Origin of the sequence: Agrobacterium tumefaciens, assembly GCF_017726655.1 — a bacterium.
Lineage (GTDB): Bacteria > Pseudomonadota > Alphaproteobacteria > Rhizobiales > Rhizobiaceae > Agrobacterium > Agrobacterium tumefaciens_B.
On record NZ_CP072309.1, the window covers coordinates 1,029,736 to 1,046,282 of the forward strand.

Annotated in this window: 16 protein-coding genes and 1 pseudogene; 4 read left to right on the plus strand and 13 right to left on the minus strand. The window is 58.8% G+C overall.

Annotated features, from left to right (window positions below):
* Positions 1-14 precede the first annotated feature (14 nt).
* Together AT6N2_RS18975 and AT6N2_RS18980 are read right to left on the minus strand one after the other, a co-directional pair.
* Positions 15-428 (minus strand): type II toxin-antitoxin system VapC family toxin, encoded by a 414-nt coding sequence (locus AT6N2_RS18975; RefSeq protein WP_063947587.1) that lies wholly within the window; start codon positions 426-428, stop codon positions 15-17.
* Complete coding sequence (locus AT6N2_RS18980; RefSeq protein ID WP_063947588.1) at positions 425-673, minus strand: type II toxin-antitoxin system VapB family antitoxin; 249 nt, start codon at positions 671-673, stop codon at positions 425-427. The genes AT6N2_RS18975 and AT6N2_RS18980 overlap by 4 nt, the downstream gene beginning before the upstream one ends.
* A gap of 423 nt (positions 674-1,096) precedes the next feature.
* Between AT6N2_RS18980 and AT6N2_RS24255 the strand changes: the two are divergent.
* Positions 1,097-1,227, plus strand: a pseudogene (locus AT6N2_RS24255) (IS6 family transposase); the annotation flags it as partial.
* An 83-nt stretch (positions 1,228-1,310) separates the two neighbouring features.
* Here the strand turns inward: AT6N2_RS24255 and AT6N2_RS18985 are convergent.
* Entirely contained in the window at positions 1,311-3,017 is a 1,707-nt protein-coding gene (locus AT6N2_RS18985; RefSeq protein WP_209090757.1) for a ShlB/FhaC/HecB family hemolysin secretion/activation protein, read from the minus strand.
* Between the two features lie 146 nt (positions 3,018-3,163).
* Positions 3,164-4,174, minus strand: coding sequence for a helix-turn-helix domain-containing protein (locus AT6N2_RS18990; RefSeq protein WP_209090758.1), 1,011 nt, complete (start codon positions 4,172-4,174; stop codon positions 3,164-3,166).
* Between the two features lie 699 nt (positions 4,175-4,873).
* Between AT6N2_RS18990 and AT6N2_RS18995 the strand changes: the two genes are divergently transcribed.
* Genes AT6N2_RS18995 through AT6N2_RS19005 form a run of 3 tightly spaced genes read left to right on the plus strand, consistent with a single transcriptional unit; the run spans position 4,874 to position 7,697 of the window.
* On the plus strand, positions 4,874-5,884 hold the full coding sequence (locus tag AT6N2_RS18995) for an ABC transporter substrate-binding protein (protein ID WP_209091915.1): 1,011 nt from the start codon (positions 4,874-4,876) through the stop codon (positions 5,882-5,884).
* Between the two features lie 53 nt (positions 5,885-5,937).
* On the plus strand, positions 5,938-6,939 hold the full coding sequence (locus tag AT6N2_RS19000) for a FecCD family ABC transporter permease (RefSeq protein WP_209091916.1): 1,002 nt from the start codon (positions 5,938-5,940) through the stop codon (positions 6,937-6,939).
* Complete coding sequence (locus AT6N2_RS19005) at positions 6,936-7,697, plus strand: ABC transporter ATP-binding protein (protein WP_209090760.1); 762 nt, start codon at positions 6,936-6,938, stop codon at positions 7,695-7,697. Before AT6N2_RS19000 ends, AT6N2_RS19005 begins: the two co-directional genes overlap by 4 nt.
* 204 nt (positions 7,698-7,901) lie before the next feature.
* Here the strand turns inward: AT6N2_RS19005 and AT6N2_RS19010 are convergent, their stop codons facing one another.
* From AT6N2_RS19010 to AT6N2_RS19050, 9 genes are all read right to left on the minus strand, one after another.
* Complete coding sequence (locus AT6N2_RS19010) at positions 7,902-9,239, minus strand: MATE family efflux transporter (RefSeq protein WP_209090761.1); 1,338 nt, start codon at positions 9,237-9,239, stop codon at positions 7,902-7,904.
* Positions 9,240-9,818: a peroxidase-related enzyme gene (locus tag AT6N2_RS19015; RefSeq protein WP_063947596.1), complete on the minus strand. Its 579-nt coding sequence runs from the start codon at positions 9,816-9,818 to the stop codon at positions 9,240-9,242.
* Between the two features lies 1 nt (position 9,819).
* The gene (locus AT6N2_RS19020) at positions 9,820-10,326 is read right to left on the minus strand and encodes a CMD domain-containing protein (protein WP_209090762.1); all 507 of its coding nucleotides are present in this window, start codon (positions 10,324-10,326) and stop codon (positions 9,820-9,822) included.
* A gap of 6 nt (positions 10,327-10,332) precedes the next feature.
* A complete protein-coding gene (locus tag AT6N2_RS19025; protein ID WP_209090763.1) occupies positions 10,333-10,926 on the minus strand; it encodes a 2-hydroxychromene-2-carboxylate isomerase in 594 nt (197 codons plus the stop codon).
* Positions 10,927-10,936: 10 nt separating this feature from the next.
* A complete protein-coding gene (locus AT6N2_RS19030) occupies positions 10,937-12,418 on the minus strand; it encodes an NAD(P)-binding domain-containing protein (protein ID WP_209090764.1) in 1,482 nt (493 codons plus the stop codon).
* A gap of 53 nt (positions 12,419-12,471) precedes the next feature.
* On the minus strand, positions 12,472-13,542 hold the full coding sequence (locus AT6N2_RS19035) for an ABC transporter ATP-binding protein (protein ID WP_063947600.1): 1,071 nt from the start codon (positions 13,540-13,542) through the stop codon (positions 12,472-12,474).
* Between the two features lie 3 nt (positions 13,543-13,545).
* A complete protein-coding gene (locus tag AT6N2_RS19040) occupies positions 13,546-14,337 on the minus strand; it encodes an ABC transporter permease (RefSeq protein WP_063947601.1) in 792 nt (263 codons plus the stop codon).
* Between the two features lie 9 nt (positions 14,338-14,346).
* On the minus strand, positions 14,347-15,330 hold the full coding sequence (locus AT6N2_RS19045) for an ABC transporter permease (RefSeq protein ID WP_209090765.1): 984 nt from the start codon (positions 15,328-15,330) through the stop codon (positions 14,347-14,349).
* A gap of 79 nt (positions 15,331-15,409) precedes the next feature.
* Positions 15,410-16,510: an extracellular solute-binding protein gene (locus AT6N2_RS19050; protein WP_063947602.1), complete on the minus strand. Its 1,101-nt coding sequence runs from the start codon at positions 16,508-16,510 to the stop codon at positions 15,410-15,412.
* Between the last annotated feature and the right edge of the window lie 37 nt (positions 16,511-16,547).

The window sequence follows — 16,547 nt, forward strand, 5'->3', positions numbered from 1 at the left end:
AGCGGGTCTCACTGTCAGAATTGCCAGGGCGAGATCAATTCGAGCCCCGTTGTCTCGAAATCTTTAAGGTTTCGGGTTGCCAACCGGCCACCATTGATCCGCGCTATCGCCGCGATCATGCCGTCGGGAACCGACATCCCCCTCCCCTGCCGCGCAGCGTCTCCCATGATATCGCCATAGGCCAATGCAGCTTCTTCAGTAAAGGCAAACATCTTGTCAGAGAAACGGCGGCGCCAACTCAAAAGTCCCTCGTCCAAGCGATCGGCGCGCTGATCCGGCCTGATCTTTTGGATACCAAAAGCGATTTCAGCAACTGCAATCGTCGGCAATGCCAATTCGGCATCGTGACGAACCAGCCATGCTATGACCGCTGAATCGGGAGCTTTCTTCAAAGTCTCCGACATCACATTCGTGTCGAGAAAAATCAAAGCTCGACGCCTTTGTGAGGACGTCTGTTCTCATCGATGATGCTATCGAGATCGATATCCGTACCCGACTGCGATGAAAGACGGCTGTAAAATTTCGCAGCGGGTTCACGCCCTGCCTCACGAGCCTCATAGGTTTCGAGGGCGCGCTCAACGATATCGGCGATCGTGCGATTTTCTCGGCGGGCGAGCTTATGAGCAAGGTCGCGAGCTTTGGAACTGCGGACAGATAGTTGCGGGGTTACCATGGAATACTCCTTTTCAAGACCCACTGTACCCTCAAACCTTCTCGCCATCAAGATGGCACATGCCATCTTGATGGCTATCTAGTGTTTCACCCTTGGTGTCGTATGTTTTGCCATACTGCATGGTACCTTCCGCGTGCCGACCGTCACATCTCTTCTTCACAACGCCCTACTCTAAGTAATTACCGACGTAGACGGCGACCATAACGGTTCATATCCACATTAGGTTGTTACTCCATCGACCGCCGCGTTTCGAACCTCATGACCTTGAACTTGGGTTATAGACCTACTTGCAACGGGTCATCTTCTCATGGACTCCTTTTGCACAAAGGACCCGAAAGGCGCGCGAGAAGACCATGGCAAAGCGGCAAGTCGCCAATCCATCACCAGTCCCAAAACGTCCTAATGGCTGTGCGATGCTAGGCCATGGCACACCGTGATCCGCTCTATCGCCGCCATCGCTTTCCCGCTGAAATCATACCCACGCGGTGTGGCTCTATTTCCGCTTCCCCCTCAGCCTGCGGATGGTCGAGGATTTGCTAGCTACCCGTGGAGTCGGCGAAGACGGGCCCCGAAAGCGCCGTGCCTGCCATCAGCGCCATCAGCACGCATGCATAACGTTTCCTCATGCTCGTTCCTCCTAAAAGCTTACACGTCCGGACAACCAGAACTGATGGCGGCCCGTGCCGCCGTCCACGTTGGCACCGTTCGCACTGCGACCCGGATTGTCACCGAGACCCATGCCCCAGCCGGCAGTCAGCGAAAGGTTCTCGCGCTGCCAGCCGAGGGTGAGCCCCGTGGCAAAGAGTGCGTATTCGTTCTCCTTCGTGGCTGTGGAGAGTGCGGTGCCGCGCGGACGCGCATTGATCTTCGCATAGCCGCCATCAAGGAAACCGCCCAGTCGAAACTGTCCCCACTCCTCCGGGACGGCCAGGTCGTGACGCAGTTCCAGCGTTCCGATCGCACCCGTGTCGGCGGAAGCCTCGCCAATGGGCCAACCGCGTACGGCGTAGGGACCGCCGAGGGCGATTTCCTCTGAGGAGTCTAGGTTCGTCGAAGCCCACTGGCCGCTCACGCGCGCAATCAAGGTCCAGCGGTCCGCCAGGCGCTGCTGGCGTTCGATACGGGCGTTCAGACGAGAGAACCCGCCTTCCGTACGGAGGCCGGCGGCGGCGGCGGCGGCCGAGGTTGCCACGCGAGAGAGATCAAGGGCACCGTAGGTGACGTCCAGCCCCCAGTTCGTTGTCCCACCGAAATCCCTTTGAACTCCGCTCAGAGACAGCGTGCCGGTGAGAAGACGTTTGTCATCAATATCCCCGGCCGCAGAACCGTTCCGGAGTGCCTTTCCCGTCACGACCCCGCCAAACGTCACTTCCGTAGCCCGGTCACGAAGGATAGGATGGGTAAGCCCGAAAGCCAGCTGATGCCCGTCCCCCTCAAGACCCGCCGCGCGCCCGGTATCGGTCACGTCGCGATAGGTCAGATAGCTGTAAGCCCCATTCAGGAAAGTGCCTGCGCTGCCGAGGGGAGCACTGCCTGAAAACCGGCCGTAGGCCATCCCCTGGGAGGCGACGCTTTGGAAGCGGAATTGCTCGCCATAACCCAAAGGGTCGCTAAGACTGACAAGCGCATTGCCTTCGGCTCTTCCGGTGCTTGCCGAACCGAAACTGTCTGTCCAGATATGTCCGGAAAACAGGGGGCCTTCTTCGATGCCGATCGAAACTTTCGAGGTGCCCGGGCTGTCCCCTGCTTCCACGCTTGCGCGGACCTTCAAGCCCGGCAGACTGTTCATCTGCAGCAACGCTGCCTCTAGTTGCTGCTCCGTCATTGAATAGCGATCTTGCAGGTAACGATGCTCGACCCCTCGCAGGATCTCGTCCCTCACCCGGACAGATCCCACCCGGACCAGTCCGACGTCCTCGACACGGGCTTCCATCAAGGCGATTTCGACCACGCCTTCGGTGACGTCCTGTGGCGGTAGAAACGCCCGCGCAAACATGCGCCCTTTCGATTGTGCAAGCCTCGTCACCTGCGAGGTGAGGTCGCGCAGACCGGCAAGATCGAAGACCTTTCCGGCGGCGGCATCGACAAGCCGCGTTCGCTCGTCCGGAGAAAGCAGACTTGTCTTGCCTGAGAAGATCAGGTGGCTGACTTTTACGGTCATGCCTCCCGACGCGACCGTGCCGGCCTCGGATCGATTGTCTTTCGCCTTTAGGGGCAATGCCTTCGGCGGCGTTTGCACAGACTGGACCTCACGGTCGCGCAAGAGTGCACCGGCATCCTGGGCAAGCGCGGGAGCACAAAGTTGGGCGGCGAGTGCTAGTCCGGGAAGTACGGCGCGTGACACGAGACAGGCCTTTCAAAGATCGACGTTGCCCATCCGCTGACACGGACCGAATGCATACAGCAATGCATCCGGCCGGCATTCATAGTTCTTGTTTGAGATTCATAGTTTGCGGCACGATGCGGACAGCGGTCCAAGCGCTCGGGGCGTCACCTTCCGATCTGACCGATCCAGTGGCTCCAGGCCGTTTGCGGTTCTCCGACACGTGGCCCTTGTGAAAGAGCGAGAGCCAGCCCCCTTGCCTCCCTCGGCGTCATCCCGAACAGACGGCGAAAAGCACGACTGAAGTTTTCCGGATTCGGAAAGCCGTGCTTGTCGGCGATCGTCGCGATAGGTACATGGCGGGTCTCAAGCGCCCGCAAGGCAGCATGCGCTCTACGGAGTCGCCGCTCTTGCACATAATGGACAAAGCCCCCCGTCGACTCGAACATCCTATAAAGGCTACGACGAGATAATCCAAAAGTGGCGGCGACAACCTGTGCGTCCAGATCAGAGTCAAGAAGATTGGCTTCGACATACCGGCGCACACTGGCGAAAAGCGCGAAATTGAGCGATGCCGTCTTTTCCTCATCGACTTGGCCGCTTATCGCGACCGCAACCAGATCGAGCAAGGGGCGAAGAACGGCTTCTGCGGTCTCCACAGGCATGTCTACCAGATTTTGGAAATAGCTCGCCATCGTGTCGCGCAACAGCGCCACGATCGGCAACCCAGCCGGCACTACGCGTTCATGGCATTCGTCAGGTGCCTTTAGCAAGGGAGCCAGCATGCGGCGTGGAACGATGAGACTGAGATGAGAATGATCCGTGACGCTTGTGGCAATCGGCTGAGCCATGTCAAGAACGTAAAGATCGCCAGGACGGGCGGCATGCCGGCCCTGGCGATCTTCACTCGTCCCGTCGGTGTAAAACTGCAGGATATAGCCATCCATGCCGTCGCGTGCAATTTTTCGGCGAGATCGATCAAAGAGCTGTGCCCGGCTTCTCATGAAGCCGACGGCGACCTCTCCGACGAGGTAAGCATCTACGGATGCGAAAAAACCTTCTTCGACCGATTGCCGCGGGCGCGAGTCGAAAATCACGGAAATCTGATCGTGCCACAAGCTGAGCGCAATGGGTGCCGGAAAAAGTCGGGAGTCAAAATGAGATGAAAGCAAAGACATAAGGCTATTATCCGTCGTCGAATGATTAAAAATTTTTTGGGGTGGAAAAATGGAGTATTCGGCTGTTTGCAGGTTTGATTTAAGCTGCTTTGGTTTGACGGTTCAAGCGGCGCTGTTTGATAGTGTCGGGCTTAATCCTTTCGCGTCCGAACAGGATGCCGTGGCCGCGTCCGAAATGGGTGTCGGCCGGGGTGGGATTGTCGAGGCTCACTTGGAGATCGCAAGCGATCTGTGCTTACAGGTCATCCTGAACGACATGATCTTGCGACAGGGTGCGATTCTGCAGCATCTGATGCCAGCGCTTGATCCTGCGTTTGCGCATGGCCGCGAGTCCGGTGAACTCGGACGATCCAGTGTTTCTCCAACCATTCGCCGAGATCGAGGGCGACAGAACAGTTGGTTTCCACGCAGAAAACGAGTCCTGAGCCTAGGTCCGTGCTGGCGGCGGCATTGACGGTGAGTTCAGCGCAACCAGCAAACCGCCCGCCGCTTCTGCTTGCGATGCGCCCGCCATGAACAACGAGAAAGTCGGTTCACCGCCGAATGATCGTCATCGCTCGCGCGTGTATAGCCAAGAATACTTGGTTTTTCTGAAACGAAAAAGATGAGGATTATAATCTTGTTTTTCTCATTGCCGGCGATTACAGAATGCCGAAACTTGGTCGAGGCCGCAGAAGGATGAGCGAGACGATGAACAGGATGCTTACACGTGCTGGTATTTGCGCAATTTTTGGCATGCTGGCTGCGCCTACTTTAGCTGCGTCTACAACCTATCCACTGACCATTGAAAATTGCGGCGCGAAGGTTACGTTCGAAAAAGCGCCGGAGCGCGCCGTCGGGCTTGGGCAGAACAGCGCGGAGATCATGCTGCTTCTCGGTCTCGAGGACAAAATGGTCGGCACAGCTTTTTGGCCGAACAAGGTTCTTCCGCAACTTGCTGAAGCCAATGCGAAGGTCAAGGTTCTGACCGTCGAGTTCCCAACCTTCGAGGCCATTCTGGCGCAAAATCCGGATTTCGTGGCGGCCGCGCTGCCAAGCCTGCTCGGCCCCTCGAGCAAGGTCGCCAAGCGGGAAGATTTCGACAAGATCGGCGTGCCGAGCTACATTTCGCCAAGCACCTGCGTTGCGGATGGCGCCGCCAAGGACAAATTCGGTTACGGCGACCGGTCGAAACTCTGGACCATGGACGGCCTGTATCAGGAAATCAACGAACTCGCACAGATATTCAACGTGTCCGACCGCGGAGACGCGCTGATCGCCGACCTGAAGAAGCGCGAGGCTGCGCTGCGTGCCGATGCACCAAAGGACGGGAAGAAGCTGTCCTACGTCTTCTGGTTCTCCAGCCCCTCTCCGTCCGCCGATGCTTATCTTGGCGGCAAGAACAGTGCATCCGGCTTTATCGCCGATGTGCTCGGTGGAACGAACGCCATTACGTCCGAGGCAGAATCGCCTGCTCTTGGATGGGAGAGCATCATCGCCAGCAATCCGGACGTCATCGTTGTCGCACAGGTTGATCGCAACCGATGGGACCTCGATAAGTCCGAGGCCAAGATCAAATTCCTGAAGAGCGATCCGGGCACGAGCCAGATGCAGGCGGTGAAGAACAATGCGATCGTCGTCATGGATGGTCAGGCCATGAACCCGACGGTGCGCACGATCTATGGCGCCGAGCAGATCGCTCACCAACTTAAGACGCTTGGTCTGAAGTGACAACGCAGACCGGCCTCACATCGTCAGGCAACCACGCGAAACGGGTCCCCGCCATGGTGGGGATCGCGCTTGGTTCGCTTGTTGCCATCGCGCTTGCGGTCGGCATCAGCGTGGGAATTGGCGACATGCCAATCCCCCTGTCGACGACATATGCGGCCATCACCAACAAGCTGGGCTGGACGACGGTCGAGCTCAACCGGATTCATGAGACCGTGATCTGGGAGTATCGGCTGAGCCGGGCTTTGGTCGCGGTCTTCTGCGGCGCGGGGCTGGCGCTGTGTGGCGCCATCATGCAAGCGCTGTTGCGCAACCCGCTGGCCGAGCCATACGTGCTTGGCATTTCCGCCGGCGCATCGACCGGCGCCGTCGCAGTCGTCATCCTCGGCATTGGCGCCGGTGCCTTCTCGCTTTCAGCCGGGGCTTTCGCTGGCGCTTTTGCGGCATTTGTGTTTGTCGCGCTGCTGTCAAACGGCGCGCGCGGCGGAGCAGACCGAACGATCCTCGCGGGTGTCGCCACGTCGCAACTTTTCAACGCGGCAACCTCCTATATTGTGACCACCTCTGGAAATGCCCAGCAGGCACGCGACGTCATGTTCTGGCTTCTGGGCAGTTTCGGCGGTGTCCGCTGGCCGGAATTTGCCCTTGTTTCGGTCGTGGTCGGCTTGGGCCTGGTTGTGTGCCTCTTTTACTCCCGCGTTCTTGATGCCTTCGCCTTTGGTGATGAGGCCGCTTCGTCCCTTGGTATCGATGTTGGGCGCACCCGGGTCATTCTCTTTGCACTGACCGCGATCATGACGGCCACGATCGTCAGCATGGTTGGCACGATCGGCTTTGTGGGTCTTGTCGTTCCGCATGCTGCCCGCTTCGTTGTAGGCCCCCTTCACGCGCGGCTCCTGCCGGCCTGTGCGGTTACAGGCGCGGTTTTCATGGTTCTGGCGGACATTGCGTCGCGCACCCTGGTCCCGCAACAGGTCCTGCCTATCGGTGTGGTCACAGCCCTGGTGGGCGTCCCCTTCTTCTCGGTCATTCTCTACAAGCTGCAGCGAGCATCATGAGCATAAAGGCCAACAATCTGGTCTGGAAGGTCGGTTCCAAGACGATCGTCAACGACGTGTCGCTCATTGCCAGGCCTGGCGAAATGCTGGGACTGCTCGGGCCAAACGGCTCGGGCAAGACATCCCTGCTTCGCCTCCTTGCCGGGCTCAATCGCCCTTTTTCGGGACAGATCACACTTGACGGACAGGATATCGGCAGGATCCGGAGAAAATCGATCGCGCAACGCGTGGCGTTCATAGAGCAGCACGCCACCACCAACGCCAATCTCAAGGTCGTGGATGTCGTCAAGCTTGGCCGCTTCCCGCATCGATCGATGTTTACCGGCTGGACCAGCGACGACGAGGCGGCAGTCAACCGTGCGCTCGATCGCACGGAACTGACCGGCAAACGGAACGACGCCTGGCAGAGCCTGTCCGGCGGCGAGAAACAGCGCACTCACCTTGCCCGAGCGCTTGCCCAGGCGCCGACAGAACTCATCCTTGATGAACCCACCAACCATCTCGACGTTCATCACCAGATCAGCCTTCTGCGCCTCGTCTCCGAGCTCGCCGTCACCAGCATCATTGCGCTGCACGACCTGAACCATGCGGCAATGTTTTGCGACCGGTTGCTCGTCATGCAGGCTGGAAAAGTCGTCGCTGCGGGCACCCCCGAAGATGTGCTGACCCGCGAGATGCTCCGCGACGTCTTCTCCGTAGACGCCCACGTCTCTCCCTCCCCCTACCATGGAAAGCCACACATTCATTTTGTGCGGTGATCGCCGCCTTCGATGTGACGTGAAAGTTCCATCGTAGGAATCGTAACACTCTATCACGATGACGAGACCGGACTGCTTTATGATCCCGGGTCGTCGCGCCTGCGCAAATCCTCCTGAGCAATATCCTCAGATGTCGTGGGCGATACCTCTATTGCGATCATTGCCTAAAGGCTGATTGCCAATCGAAAGCCTTCCGCCACATCTTTACCGGAACGTCGCCGCCGCTAGCTTCGGAAGCATGAAACGAAAGGCGATGCTTCGAGCGCCCTGGAACAACAGCAGGGAAATCCATAGGCCATCGTTGCCATAAAGCGGCTGAAGGACCGCCCAGGCGGCGAAATAGATGATCAGGGATGCCACCATGAGGTTGCGCATCTGGCGGGACCATGTGGAACCGATATAGACGCCGTCCATCTGAAAGGCGATGATGCCGACGACAGGCAGAACCACAACGTAGATCAGATAGCTGTCGGCCAGTCTCGCGACGGCATCGGTAGGCGCAGTCAGCGCGATGACCCAATCCCCGCCAGCCAGGAACGCCAAGGAAACCAGCGCTGCGAAAATGACACCCCAAAGTGTCGTCAGTTTGATCGTGCGATCGAAGGCGGGTCTGTAACATGCGCCGACGGCGCGGCCTGCAAGTTGTTCTGCCGCTGTAGCGACACCATCGAGGAAGGCGACGCCGAAGAAATAGAACCGCAACAGAATAGTGTTGGCGGCAAGGACGTCGATGCCGAGGAAGCCGCTCTGGCGTGTAAAAAAAGACAGGCCGATCAGCAACGCGAAGGAGCGGATCATCATATCGCCATTGACCGCGAAAGATCGTCTGATCGCGGGTATGTCCGGGAGGCGCCAGGCCGAGCGATCGGTCTTGGCGAGGATCAAAACTGCGCCGGCCACAGCGGTCACGGCTTCTGAAACCAGTGTAGCGATCGCGACACCTTCCACTCCCCAGCCGAGCCCTATGACCCAGTGCATGCTGAGGGCGGCATTCAAGCCATTCAGCAGTGTCTGGAGGATCATGCTCCACATGGCCTCACCGCGGCCAATGAGCCAGCCGAAGGCGACAAAATTGAAAAGAACGAAGGGGGCCGACCAGATGCGCCAGTGGAAGTAGGTCGTGGCGGCTTCCGCGACAATCCCATCTGCGCCCATAACGCTCATGCCGAGCACCCCGATCGGACCCTGGAGCAGCAGCAGCAAGAGACCGGCTACCAGTGCGATGATAAGGCCGCTCAGCAACATGCGCTGTTCAGCCACCCGGTCGCCGGCGCCCATTGCCTGTGCCGTAAAGCCGGTTGTGGCACCACGCAGGAAATTGAAGGTCACGAAGATGACGTCGAAGATCACGGAGGCCAACGCCACGCCCCCCACCAGCGCCTCGTTTCGCATATGCGCGATGACGCCCGTCGCCACAAGACCGACAAGCGGTGTCGACAGATAGGCGATCATCATCGGTATCGCGATCTTGAGGACATCGCGATGCGCGACGCTGAACGGGCGGACAGCTGCCTCGGTCCCGGTGATTGCCGTTGCCTTCAATTATTCTTTCCGATGTGGTTCACCCAACGTATGCATCAGCCGGTTCGCCCAGCCGAAGATGGCGATGGAATGGATGAGATCGAGAATTTCAAGATCATCCAGGCCCATTTCCCGCAAGTGATAAAATTGATAGACCCCCACATTGTCTGGATGTGCGGTCAGATCGACACCGAAATTGAACAGCGCCTGCTCGAAATCAGGAAGGTCCGCATCCAGCCCGTTCTCGTATATCTCGTCAACGACCTCGGGCCGTTTCTCAAGCTGAATATAACGGTTGGCGTGAACCGCGGCGCAGTAGATGCAGTGATTGACGAAGGACGCCGCCAGCGCGCCGATCTCGCGCCCACCGCGTGATAATCCGCCTTCACTATACATGATATCGTTGAAGAGCGGGGTGCGCTCGTTTAGCGCCTCCGCCTCATTGGCGAGCACCAGAACATAGGCGGATACCTTCGTATTGGAAGGGGTGACTTTCAGGGCCGACAATTGCTCGGGCGTCGCCGTCGCGAGATCGACAGGCTTGACGTAGGGATGCCAGTCAAGCGCATCGAGGGTGAATTCATGGACAGGCTGTGACATATCAATTGTCCCTCATCATCTTGAGGCCGGCGACGACCAGCACCTGATAATTCACATAGGCAATAAGGCCGGCGAGCGTGACAATATCGCGGTCGTCGAGACCGACGGCGTAGAGTCTCTCTATGTTTTCCCGGGTCGCATTCTTCGGCGTAAGGGTCACGAGATCAACGTGGTTCAGGATCGCTTGCAAACGGGAATCCGCTTGCTGAAGGACCGATGACGGATCGGCGACTGATGCGTGGTCGGAGCCTCCCTCCTCCTCGGCAAGCCGCTCAATGTAGTGCGCATGGAGTTCTTTCGCCTTCCATAAAGCGGACATACGCGCGGCAAGTGCCGCCCGCAAGGCGTAGGAAAAGTTGCGCGGCTCTGCCGGCCGCAAAGCTGCAAGATAGCTGGTCTGCGTCAGGTGTTTGAGCTTCGAACGTCGCTCGCGGAGTTTCAGCAGATCGGAGCTTTCATCAAGGCCGAGGACGCGATCGATCACGTCTTCTGAAGGTGCTGCTGTCATTGTTTTTCAATCCTCGGAAAGAGCATCATCCAGAAAGGTCAGGCGGTCCTGCCCCCAATAGAGCGTGTCGCGATAAACCCAGGTGGGGGTCCCAAAAACACCACGAGACTGTGCTTCGGCGTGGCTGTCATGCCAGGCAGCCATGATTTCCGGCATGTCTTCGAGCGCTTGAAGTGAGCGGCCGTCAAGACCAAGACTGTTTGCAACCTCGATACGAACGTCCGGATCAGTGACGTCCTTTTCTTCCGCCCATAGGGCGCGCAGAAGCGCGTGACTGAGTTCCAGTGCAGGCAGGCCCTGTCTGTCAGCCGCAATCACCATACGCGCGGAAAACTCGTTGTTGGTCGGATAATATCTGGGCTTCAGCACCAGCGGCATACCCAGACGCTTGCGCCAGCGGTCCAGTTCGACGGCGTGGTAGTCCTGCCGCGGCTGCGGTCTGGAACGAAGTGGAACGCCACCGTTTTCGGTGACGATGCGGGTGGGGCGGGTGACGACATCAAGATCGTACTTTTCGATCAGCGCCTTGAACTGCGGCCAGCCCAGATAGGCCCAGGGCGAACTGAGCGCGTGGTAATAATAAACGGTTCTTTTGCTCATCGCCTTAACCTCAGGCTGTTTTCTGCATGGTGGGGTCAGCATCCGCATCGGTCCATTCCGACCCATCAAGTTCGGGCTTTTCGTAAGCCTTCAGCGCTTCCCAGTGATGATCGATGTCGGCAATGAACAGCGAAGCGGCGATACCCCGCGCGAGCCAGAGCGCACCTTCGCTGATGGCCGGAATATCGCCGCTGACTTTGCCCAGACTGACCGATGAACCGTAATTGAAACAATGGATGTGCCGCAACCAAGGGGCGGCACCCGGCTCTTTCTCGGTGAAGGAGAAGTCGTCTTGCAGCCAGGGAAACCTGCCAAGACCCGGGTTTTCCTCACCTGCTGGCGGTGTGTAGCGGTCCTGCCAGCACGCGATCTGCCGGTTGAAAATGTCGAGTTCGGGACGACTGACGGGGTCGATTGAGAATCCCGTTCCCAAAATCACGAAATCGGTCCGGAAGACGCGGCCGTTGATTGTCGTGATAACGACCTCGCCGCCCTCTTCCTTCATCGATTGGATACCGCAGTCGAAATGGAAATAGGCGTTGGGATGCCGGCTCACCCTCAGCGTTGAATTGTGGGGCGCGGGGGTCTGCTGCTTGACGGAATAATCCATGAGACGCCAGCGCCACTCAGGGTCAATTTTCGCGAAGCCGGCGGTGACCCCGTACGATCCGATGCCCATCAACTTGTTGATGGTCGGCATTGTCTTGCGTCTGGCAAGGAGACGCACCTCACCGGCCCCCTGCTCGAGCGCTTCGGCGGCATTGTCCACCGCGGACGCCCCTACGCCGATGACAACGACGCGTTTCCCTTTCAGACGCTGAAAATCAATCATGTCGGCGGAATGCGCCCAGCTGACGTGGCGCTGCATGCCCTTCACAAAATCCGGGATCGTCGGTTCTCCAAGGCCATCGCGCCCCGTTGCCATCACCAGTTTCCGGGTGACGATCGGGTCAGCCTTTCCACCCTCGATCTCCAGTTCCAGAAGCCCATCGGGCCGTGGGACGACGCGGGTGACGTGGATATTGTTTTCAACCGGGATTTCCATCACCTGCCGGTACCAGCTCAGATATTCCATCCACATCGGTCGCGGAATGCGGAAGAGTTCTTCCCAGGCCTCTTCGCCAAAGCGGGCCGTGTACCACGCCCGGAAGGTGAGCGACGCCATACCGAGCGCTGGCCCGAGCAAGTTCTTGGGCGAGCGCAGGGTTTCCATGCGTGCATATGTCACCCAGGGCCCCTCCTCGCCTTTTGCGGCCCGGTCCACGATCCGGATATTGGCAATCCCCGCCCGTGTCAGGGCATGCCAGGCAACGAGGCCGCACATGCCGCCGCCGATGATCACGACGTCACTGGCGCGCTGGCCCTCTGAGGTAGAGACAGGTTTCGACCAGTTTGCTGCGGGATAGTTGAGGTAGGACAGATCCTGTCTCACCCGCGCGTTGAGCGCAGCTAGTCTCTGCTGCCCGGTCTGGTCTTGCTGTTCGAAAGTCATCAGGTGGTCTCCTGAAATATAGTGTTGCCCATCGGCACCGACGGGCACGAGGATTAATCGGCCAGCACCACGGCATCGCGATCGCGCCAACCCACCCAGACCGTCTCGTCTTCGAGATGCGAGAGCGCCACCGGATCGAGCTGGGCCGACAGGAGGGCGCCGTTATCCAGACGGACAGTCAACGTCGTGTGCGCGCCCTTGAACACACGCCGCTCGATCTGGCCCTTGAGGGCAAAACGATCACTGGGCTGCTCGGGCAGACAGAACAGAGCTTCCGGACGCAGCGCAATCGTGACGTGGCTGCCAATGGCGTGGTGGTGGCCGTTGAGATCGGCCCGGATCAAGCTGCCCTGCCAGTCGACCGTAGCGACCCCGCTCTCGGCAGACACCAATCGGCCTTCGAGAAAGTTGCTCTGGCCGATGAAGTCGGCGACGAAGCGGCTGCGGGGGCGCGCATAGAGATCATCAGGCGCTCCCATCTGCTCGATCCGCCCCTTGTTCATCACCACCACGACGTCGGACATCGTCAGCGCCTCCTCCTGGTCATGGGTGACGAAGATGAAGGTTTTGCCGGTTGTCTGCTGGATCGACTTCAACTCGATCTGCATCTCATGACGTAGCTTGGCGTCGAGTGCCGACAGCGGCTCGTCGAGCAACAAGACATTCGGGTCCGGTGCCAGCGCTCGCATAAGGGCCACGCGCTGGCGCTGACCGCCCGACAGTTGCTCAGGCATACGCCCGGCAAAATCCTGCAGCTTGACGAGACCGAGGAGTTCCATGACACGCCGGTGGATGGACGCCGAATCCAGCCCCTTCAATTCAAGTCCGAAAGCAATATTGCGCTGGACTGACAGGTGCGGAAACAGCGCATAGTCCTGAAAGACGATATTGACGTTGCGCCTATTGGGCGGCAGATGCGAGATCGGCTGTCCGTCGAGGTAGATCTCGCCGGAGGACGGCGTTTCGAACCCGCCCAGCATTCTCAGTGTCGTGGATTTGCCGCAACCGGAGGGGCCAAGCAGGGTAACGAACTGGCCCGGCGCGACCGCCAGGTCCAGATCGTCGACAGCAAGGGAAGCGCCGTAAGACTTGTTGACGTTTTTAAAATGAACAACCGGCTGCATAACTCAGCTCCTCGAACGGCGGGTGAAGTGCTCGGCATAAAGGCCGATGGCGGCGGTGACGATGAGGACGATGGTCGCCATCGCATTGATCTCTGGCGACATGCCGCCCTGGACCTTGGCGAAAATGAGCATCGGTAGCGTCGGCTTGTATCCGCCCAGGAAGAAGGTGCGCACGAAATCGTCGATACTGGTCAGAACGCAGAAGATCATGCCGCCAATCAGGGCCGGCAGGATGTAGGGGACCGTGACGCGCATGAAGGCGATAAACGCGTCCGCACCGAGATCTCGTGCAGCATCAACGAGATTGGCAGGCATGGAACGCAGGCGCGTCAGCACCATGATTACCACAAACGGTACCGCGTGGACGGTATGGGAGAGGATAATCGCGAAGGTGCCCGTGGGGATATCAACCATCCGGATGAATATCCGCATCGAGATGGCGTTGATCAGGCCGGGAACGACGGCAGGCAGGCAGGCGAGCGCAAAGAGAATGGCCTTGCCGCGGATGCCTTCGGTTGAAATCAGCAGGGCAATCCACACACCGATGACGGTCGCTCCGATCGTGGTGGCAAACGCTATTCCGACCGAATAAAGCGAGGCTTCGATGAACTGCTTGTCCTGAAGTACCTTGCCATACCAGTCCAGGGTCCAGTTGCTGATCGGGAAGGCGATGAAGTTTGCGTCCTTGAAGCTCATGGCCATCATCAGGGCCAGCGGCAAAAGCAGGTAGATAACGAAAATGGCATAACAGGCGCCAAGTGCCGTCTTCGGAAGGTCGTTTAAGGGGGACCGCATCGTCTTCTCCTACATCAGCCGGACAGAGCGACCGCCAACGACGCGCATGAAGAGACCTACCGTTGTCAGCGACACGGCGAGCATCAGCATGGCGAAGGCAGCGCCTTCAGGCCATTTGTCGTTGGAAGAGTGGAAAAGCGTCGCGATTACCTCCGGGAAGATGACGGCGTTCGGCCCGCCGAGCAGAAGCGGAGCGGCGAAGACGCCGACGGCCGTGAGGTAGACCAGGCTGCATCCGGACACGATACCGTCTTTCGACAGCGGCAGGATAACGCGGCGGAAACGTTGGAAAGGGCTTGCGCCGAGATCAGCAGCGGCGTGCACGAGCTGTACCGGGATCTTTTCTATGGCTGAGTAGAGCGGGAGCAGCATGTAGAGCGCGAGGAGGTAGATGACGCCAAAGCTCAGCGAAAAGGACGTGTAGAGCATCGGGATGGGCCGATCGATGAGTCCGATCTCGCGCAACAGAACGTTGACGGCTCCGCGATTGGCCAGCAGCATGATGACGGAGAAGGTACGGATCAGTTCTCCGGCCCAGAACGGGATGAGCAGGAGCAGCAGCGCGCGCGTACGCTGTTTCGGCTGGAGCACCTTTGCCACGTAATAGGCAACCGGATAAACGATCACCAGGGTCGAAACGGTAACGACGGCCGCAAATACGAGGCTGCGTATGAAGGGCAGCATATAAATCGAATCCGAGAAGAACAGGGCATAGTTGGCGAGCGTATAGCGCGTGGCCTCGTTCGGTTGGGGCGGATAGTTGTCCGTGAAGCTGATATTGGCCATTTGCAGGATCGGCCCGACATGCAGGACGAAAAGCCATATCACGGGTATCCCGGCAAGGAGTGCGAGTCGCGCGGGGCGACTGTCTGCCAGCCGACCTATGGTGGTTCGGTAGAGGGCTGATCCTGTCACCTTGCCAATCCATCCGGAATAATGCGCCGGGGCTGGCGCGCCTTCCTCTCGCAATTCAGTCATTGTCGTGTTCACCATGATCGTTCCCAGCTCTGGACAAGCTTTTTATTGGGGGTTGCGAACCCGGCGCCGGTCGGGTTCGCATCGCATCGATAATTCAGGCAGCCTTGATTTCGGCGGCTGCCTTGTCGATCATCGCGTTCTTCATCGCACGGTTGACCGAGCTGAAGAACTTGATGCGCTCCATCTGGTCCTGTGGGAGCGCCATGGCGGCCCGTTCGCGGTCGTTGAGCAGCTTGTCGACGCCATCAAAGGCCGAGGCGAAGCCCGACTGCCGAACCATGGCAGCCCCGATTTCCGGCGAGGCGAGAATGGCGTCCAGGAAAGCATAGGCAGCGTCCGCATTCGGACCGTTCTTCACCACGTTGAAGGAATAGAGGAACCCGTAGGTGCCCTCCTTCGGAACGGACAGCTCGATGGGGTGACCGTCCATGATCAGCTTGGCTGTCGGTCCGGACCAGGCTTGCGCCACGTAGATGTCCTCGTTCAGGAACATCTGCTGAACCTCGGAGCCCGCATCATAGTATTTGCGGACCTTGTCCTTTTGGCTGATCAGGAAGTCACGCGCCTTGTTGGTGGCTTCCTGGGCGATGGCTTCCTTGCCCTCGTAGGTGACGTAATCGCCGTCATTGCCTTGATAGAGCATGGTCAGCGAAAGGAAGTCCGAGATGATGTAAGATGTCAGCCCCTTGTATTCGTCGTCGAACATCATGCCCCAGCTGTCGGAAGGCTTGGTGTATTCCGTGTTGCGGGCCAAACCTTCAAAGCCCGCCAGAAGCGGAACGCCGTAGGTGGAGCCGTTGATGGTGAGCTGCGGTGCGCCCTTGTAGGCGGCCGCCAACTTGTCCCAATTCTTCAGTCTGCTGGTATCAAGCGGCGAAAGGAGGTTGGAACCGATGAACTGGGAGAGCCGGTGGCCGGTTACCGTCACGATATCGGTCGACGGCGTGGCACCTTCGGCCGTCAGAATGTTGTATTGCTTGCCCTGATCGTCCGTCAGACGGATGCGGATCTCGATCCCCGTGTCCTTCTGAAACTGGTCGATGAAAGACTGCGGAACGAACTTGTCATAGGTCGTGATATTGACGACCTTGCCCTGCGCATGGGCGGAGCGCATCAGGCTGGGGGCCGCCAGGATACCGGAGCCGGCAGCGAGCAGTTTGAGGGTAGAACGGCGGGTCGCTTTAAACTCTTTCATGGCACTCTCCTTTGTTTTTTTTGATCGGGTCGACGGG

Bases quoted from the DNA above. Each gene is read 5' to 3' on its own strand.
- AT6N2_RS18980 (WP_063947588.1), bottom strand. From the start codon at position 673: ATGGTAACCCCGCAACTATCTGTCCGCAGTTCCAAAGCTCGCGACCTT.
- AT6N2_RS18990 (WP_209090758.1), bottom strand. From the start codon at position 4,174: ATGTCTTTGCTTTCATCTCATTTTGACTCCCGACTTTTTCCGGCACCC.
- AT6N2_RS18995 (WP_209091915.1), top strand. From the start codon at position 4,874: ATGCTTACACGTGCTGGTATTTGCGCAATTTTTGGCATGCTGGCTGCG.
- AT6N2_RS19000 (WP_209091916.1), top strand. From the start codon at position 5,938: ATGGTGGGGATCGCGCTTGGTTCGCTTGTTGCCATCGCGCTTGCGGTC.
- AT6N2_RS19005 (WP_209090760.1), top strand. From the start codon at position 6,936: ATGAGCATAAAGGCCAACAATCTGGTCTGGAAGGTCGGTTCCAAGACG.
- AT6N2_RS19015 (WP_063947596.1), bottom strand. From the start codon at position 9,818: ATGTCACAGCCTGTCCATGAATTCACCCTCGATGCGCTTGACTGGCAT.
- AT6N2_RS19020 (WP_209090762.1), bottom strand. From the start codon at position 10,326: ATGACAGCAGCACCTTCAGAAGACGTGATCGATCGCGTCCTCGGCCTT.
- AT6N2_RS19025 (WP_209090763.1), bottom strand. From the start codon at position 10,926: ATGAGCAAAAGAACCGTTTATTATTACCACGCGCTCAGTTCGCCCTGG.
- AT6N2_RS19030 (WP_209090764.1), bottom strand. From the start codon at position 12,418: ATGACTTTCGAACAGCAAGACCAGACCGGGCAGCAGAGACTAGCTGCG.
- AT6N2_RS19035 (WP_063947600.1), bottom strand. From the start codon at position 13,542: ATGCAGCCGGTTGTTCATTTTAAAAACGTCAACAAGTCTTACGGCGCT.
- AT6N2_RS19040 (WP_063947601.1), bottom strand. From the start codon at position 14,337: ATGCGGTCCCCCTTAAACGACCTTCCGAAGACGGCACTTGGCGCCTGT.
- AT6N2_RS19045 (WP_209090765.1), bottom strand. From the start codon at position 15,330: ATGGTGAACACGACAATGACTGAATTGCGAGAGGAAGGCGCGCCAGCC.
- AT6N2_RS19050 (WP_063947602.1), bottom strand. From the start codon at position 16,510: ATGAAAGAGTTTAAAGCGACCCGCCGTTCTACCCTCAAACTGCTCGCT.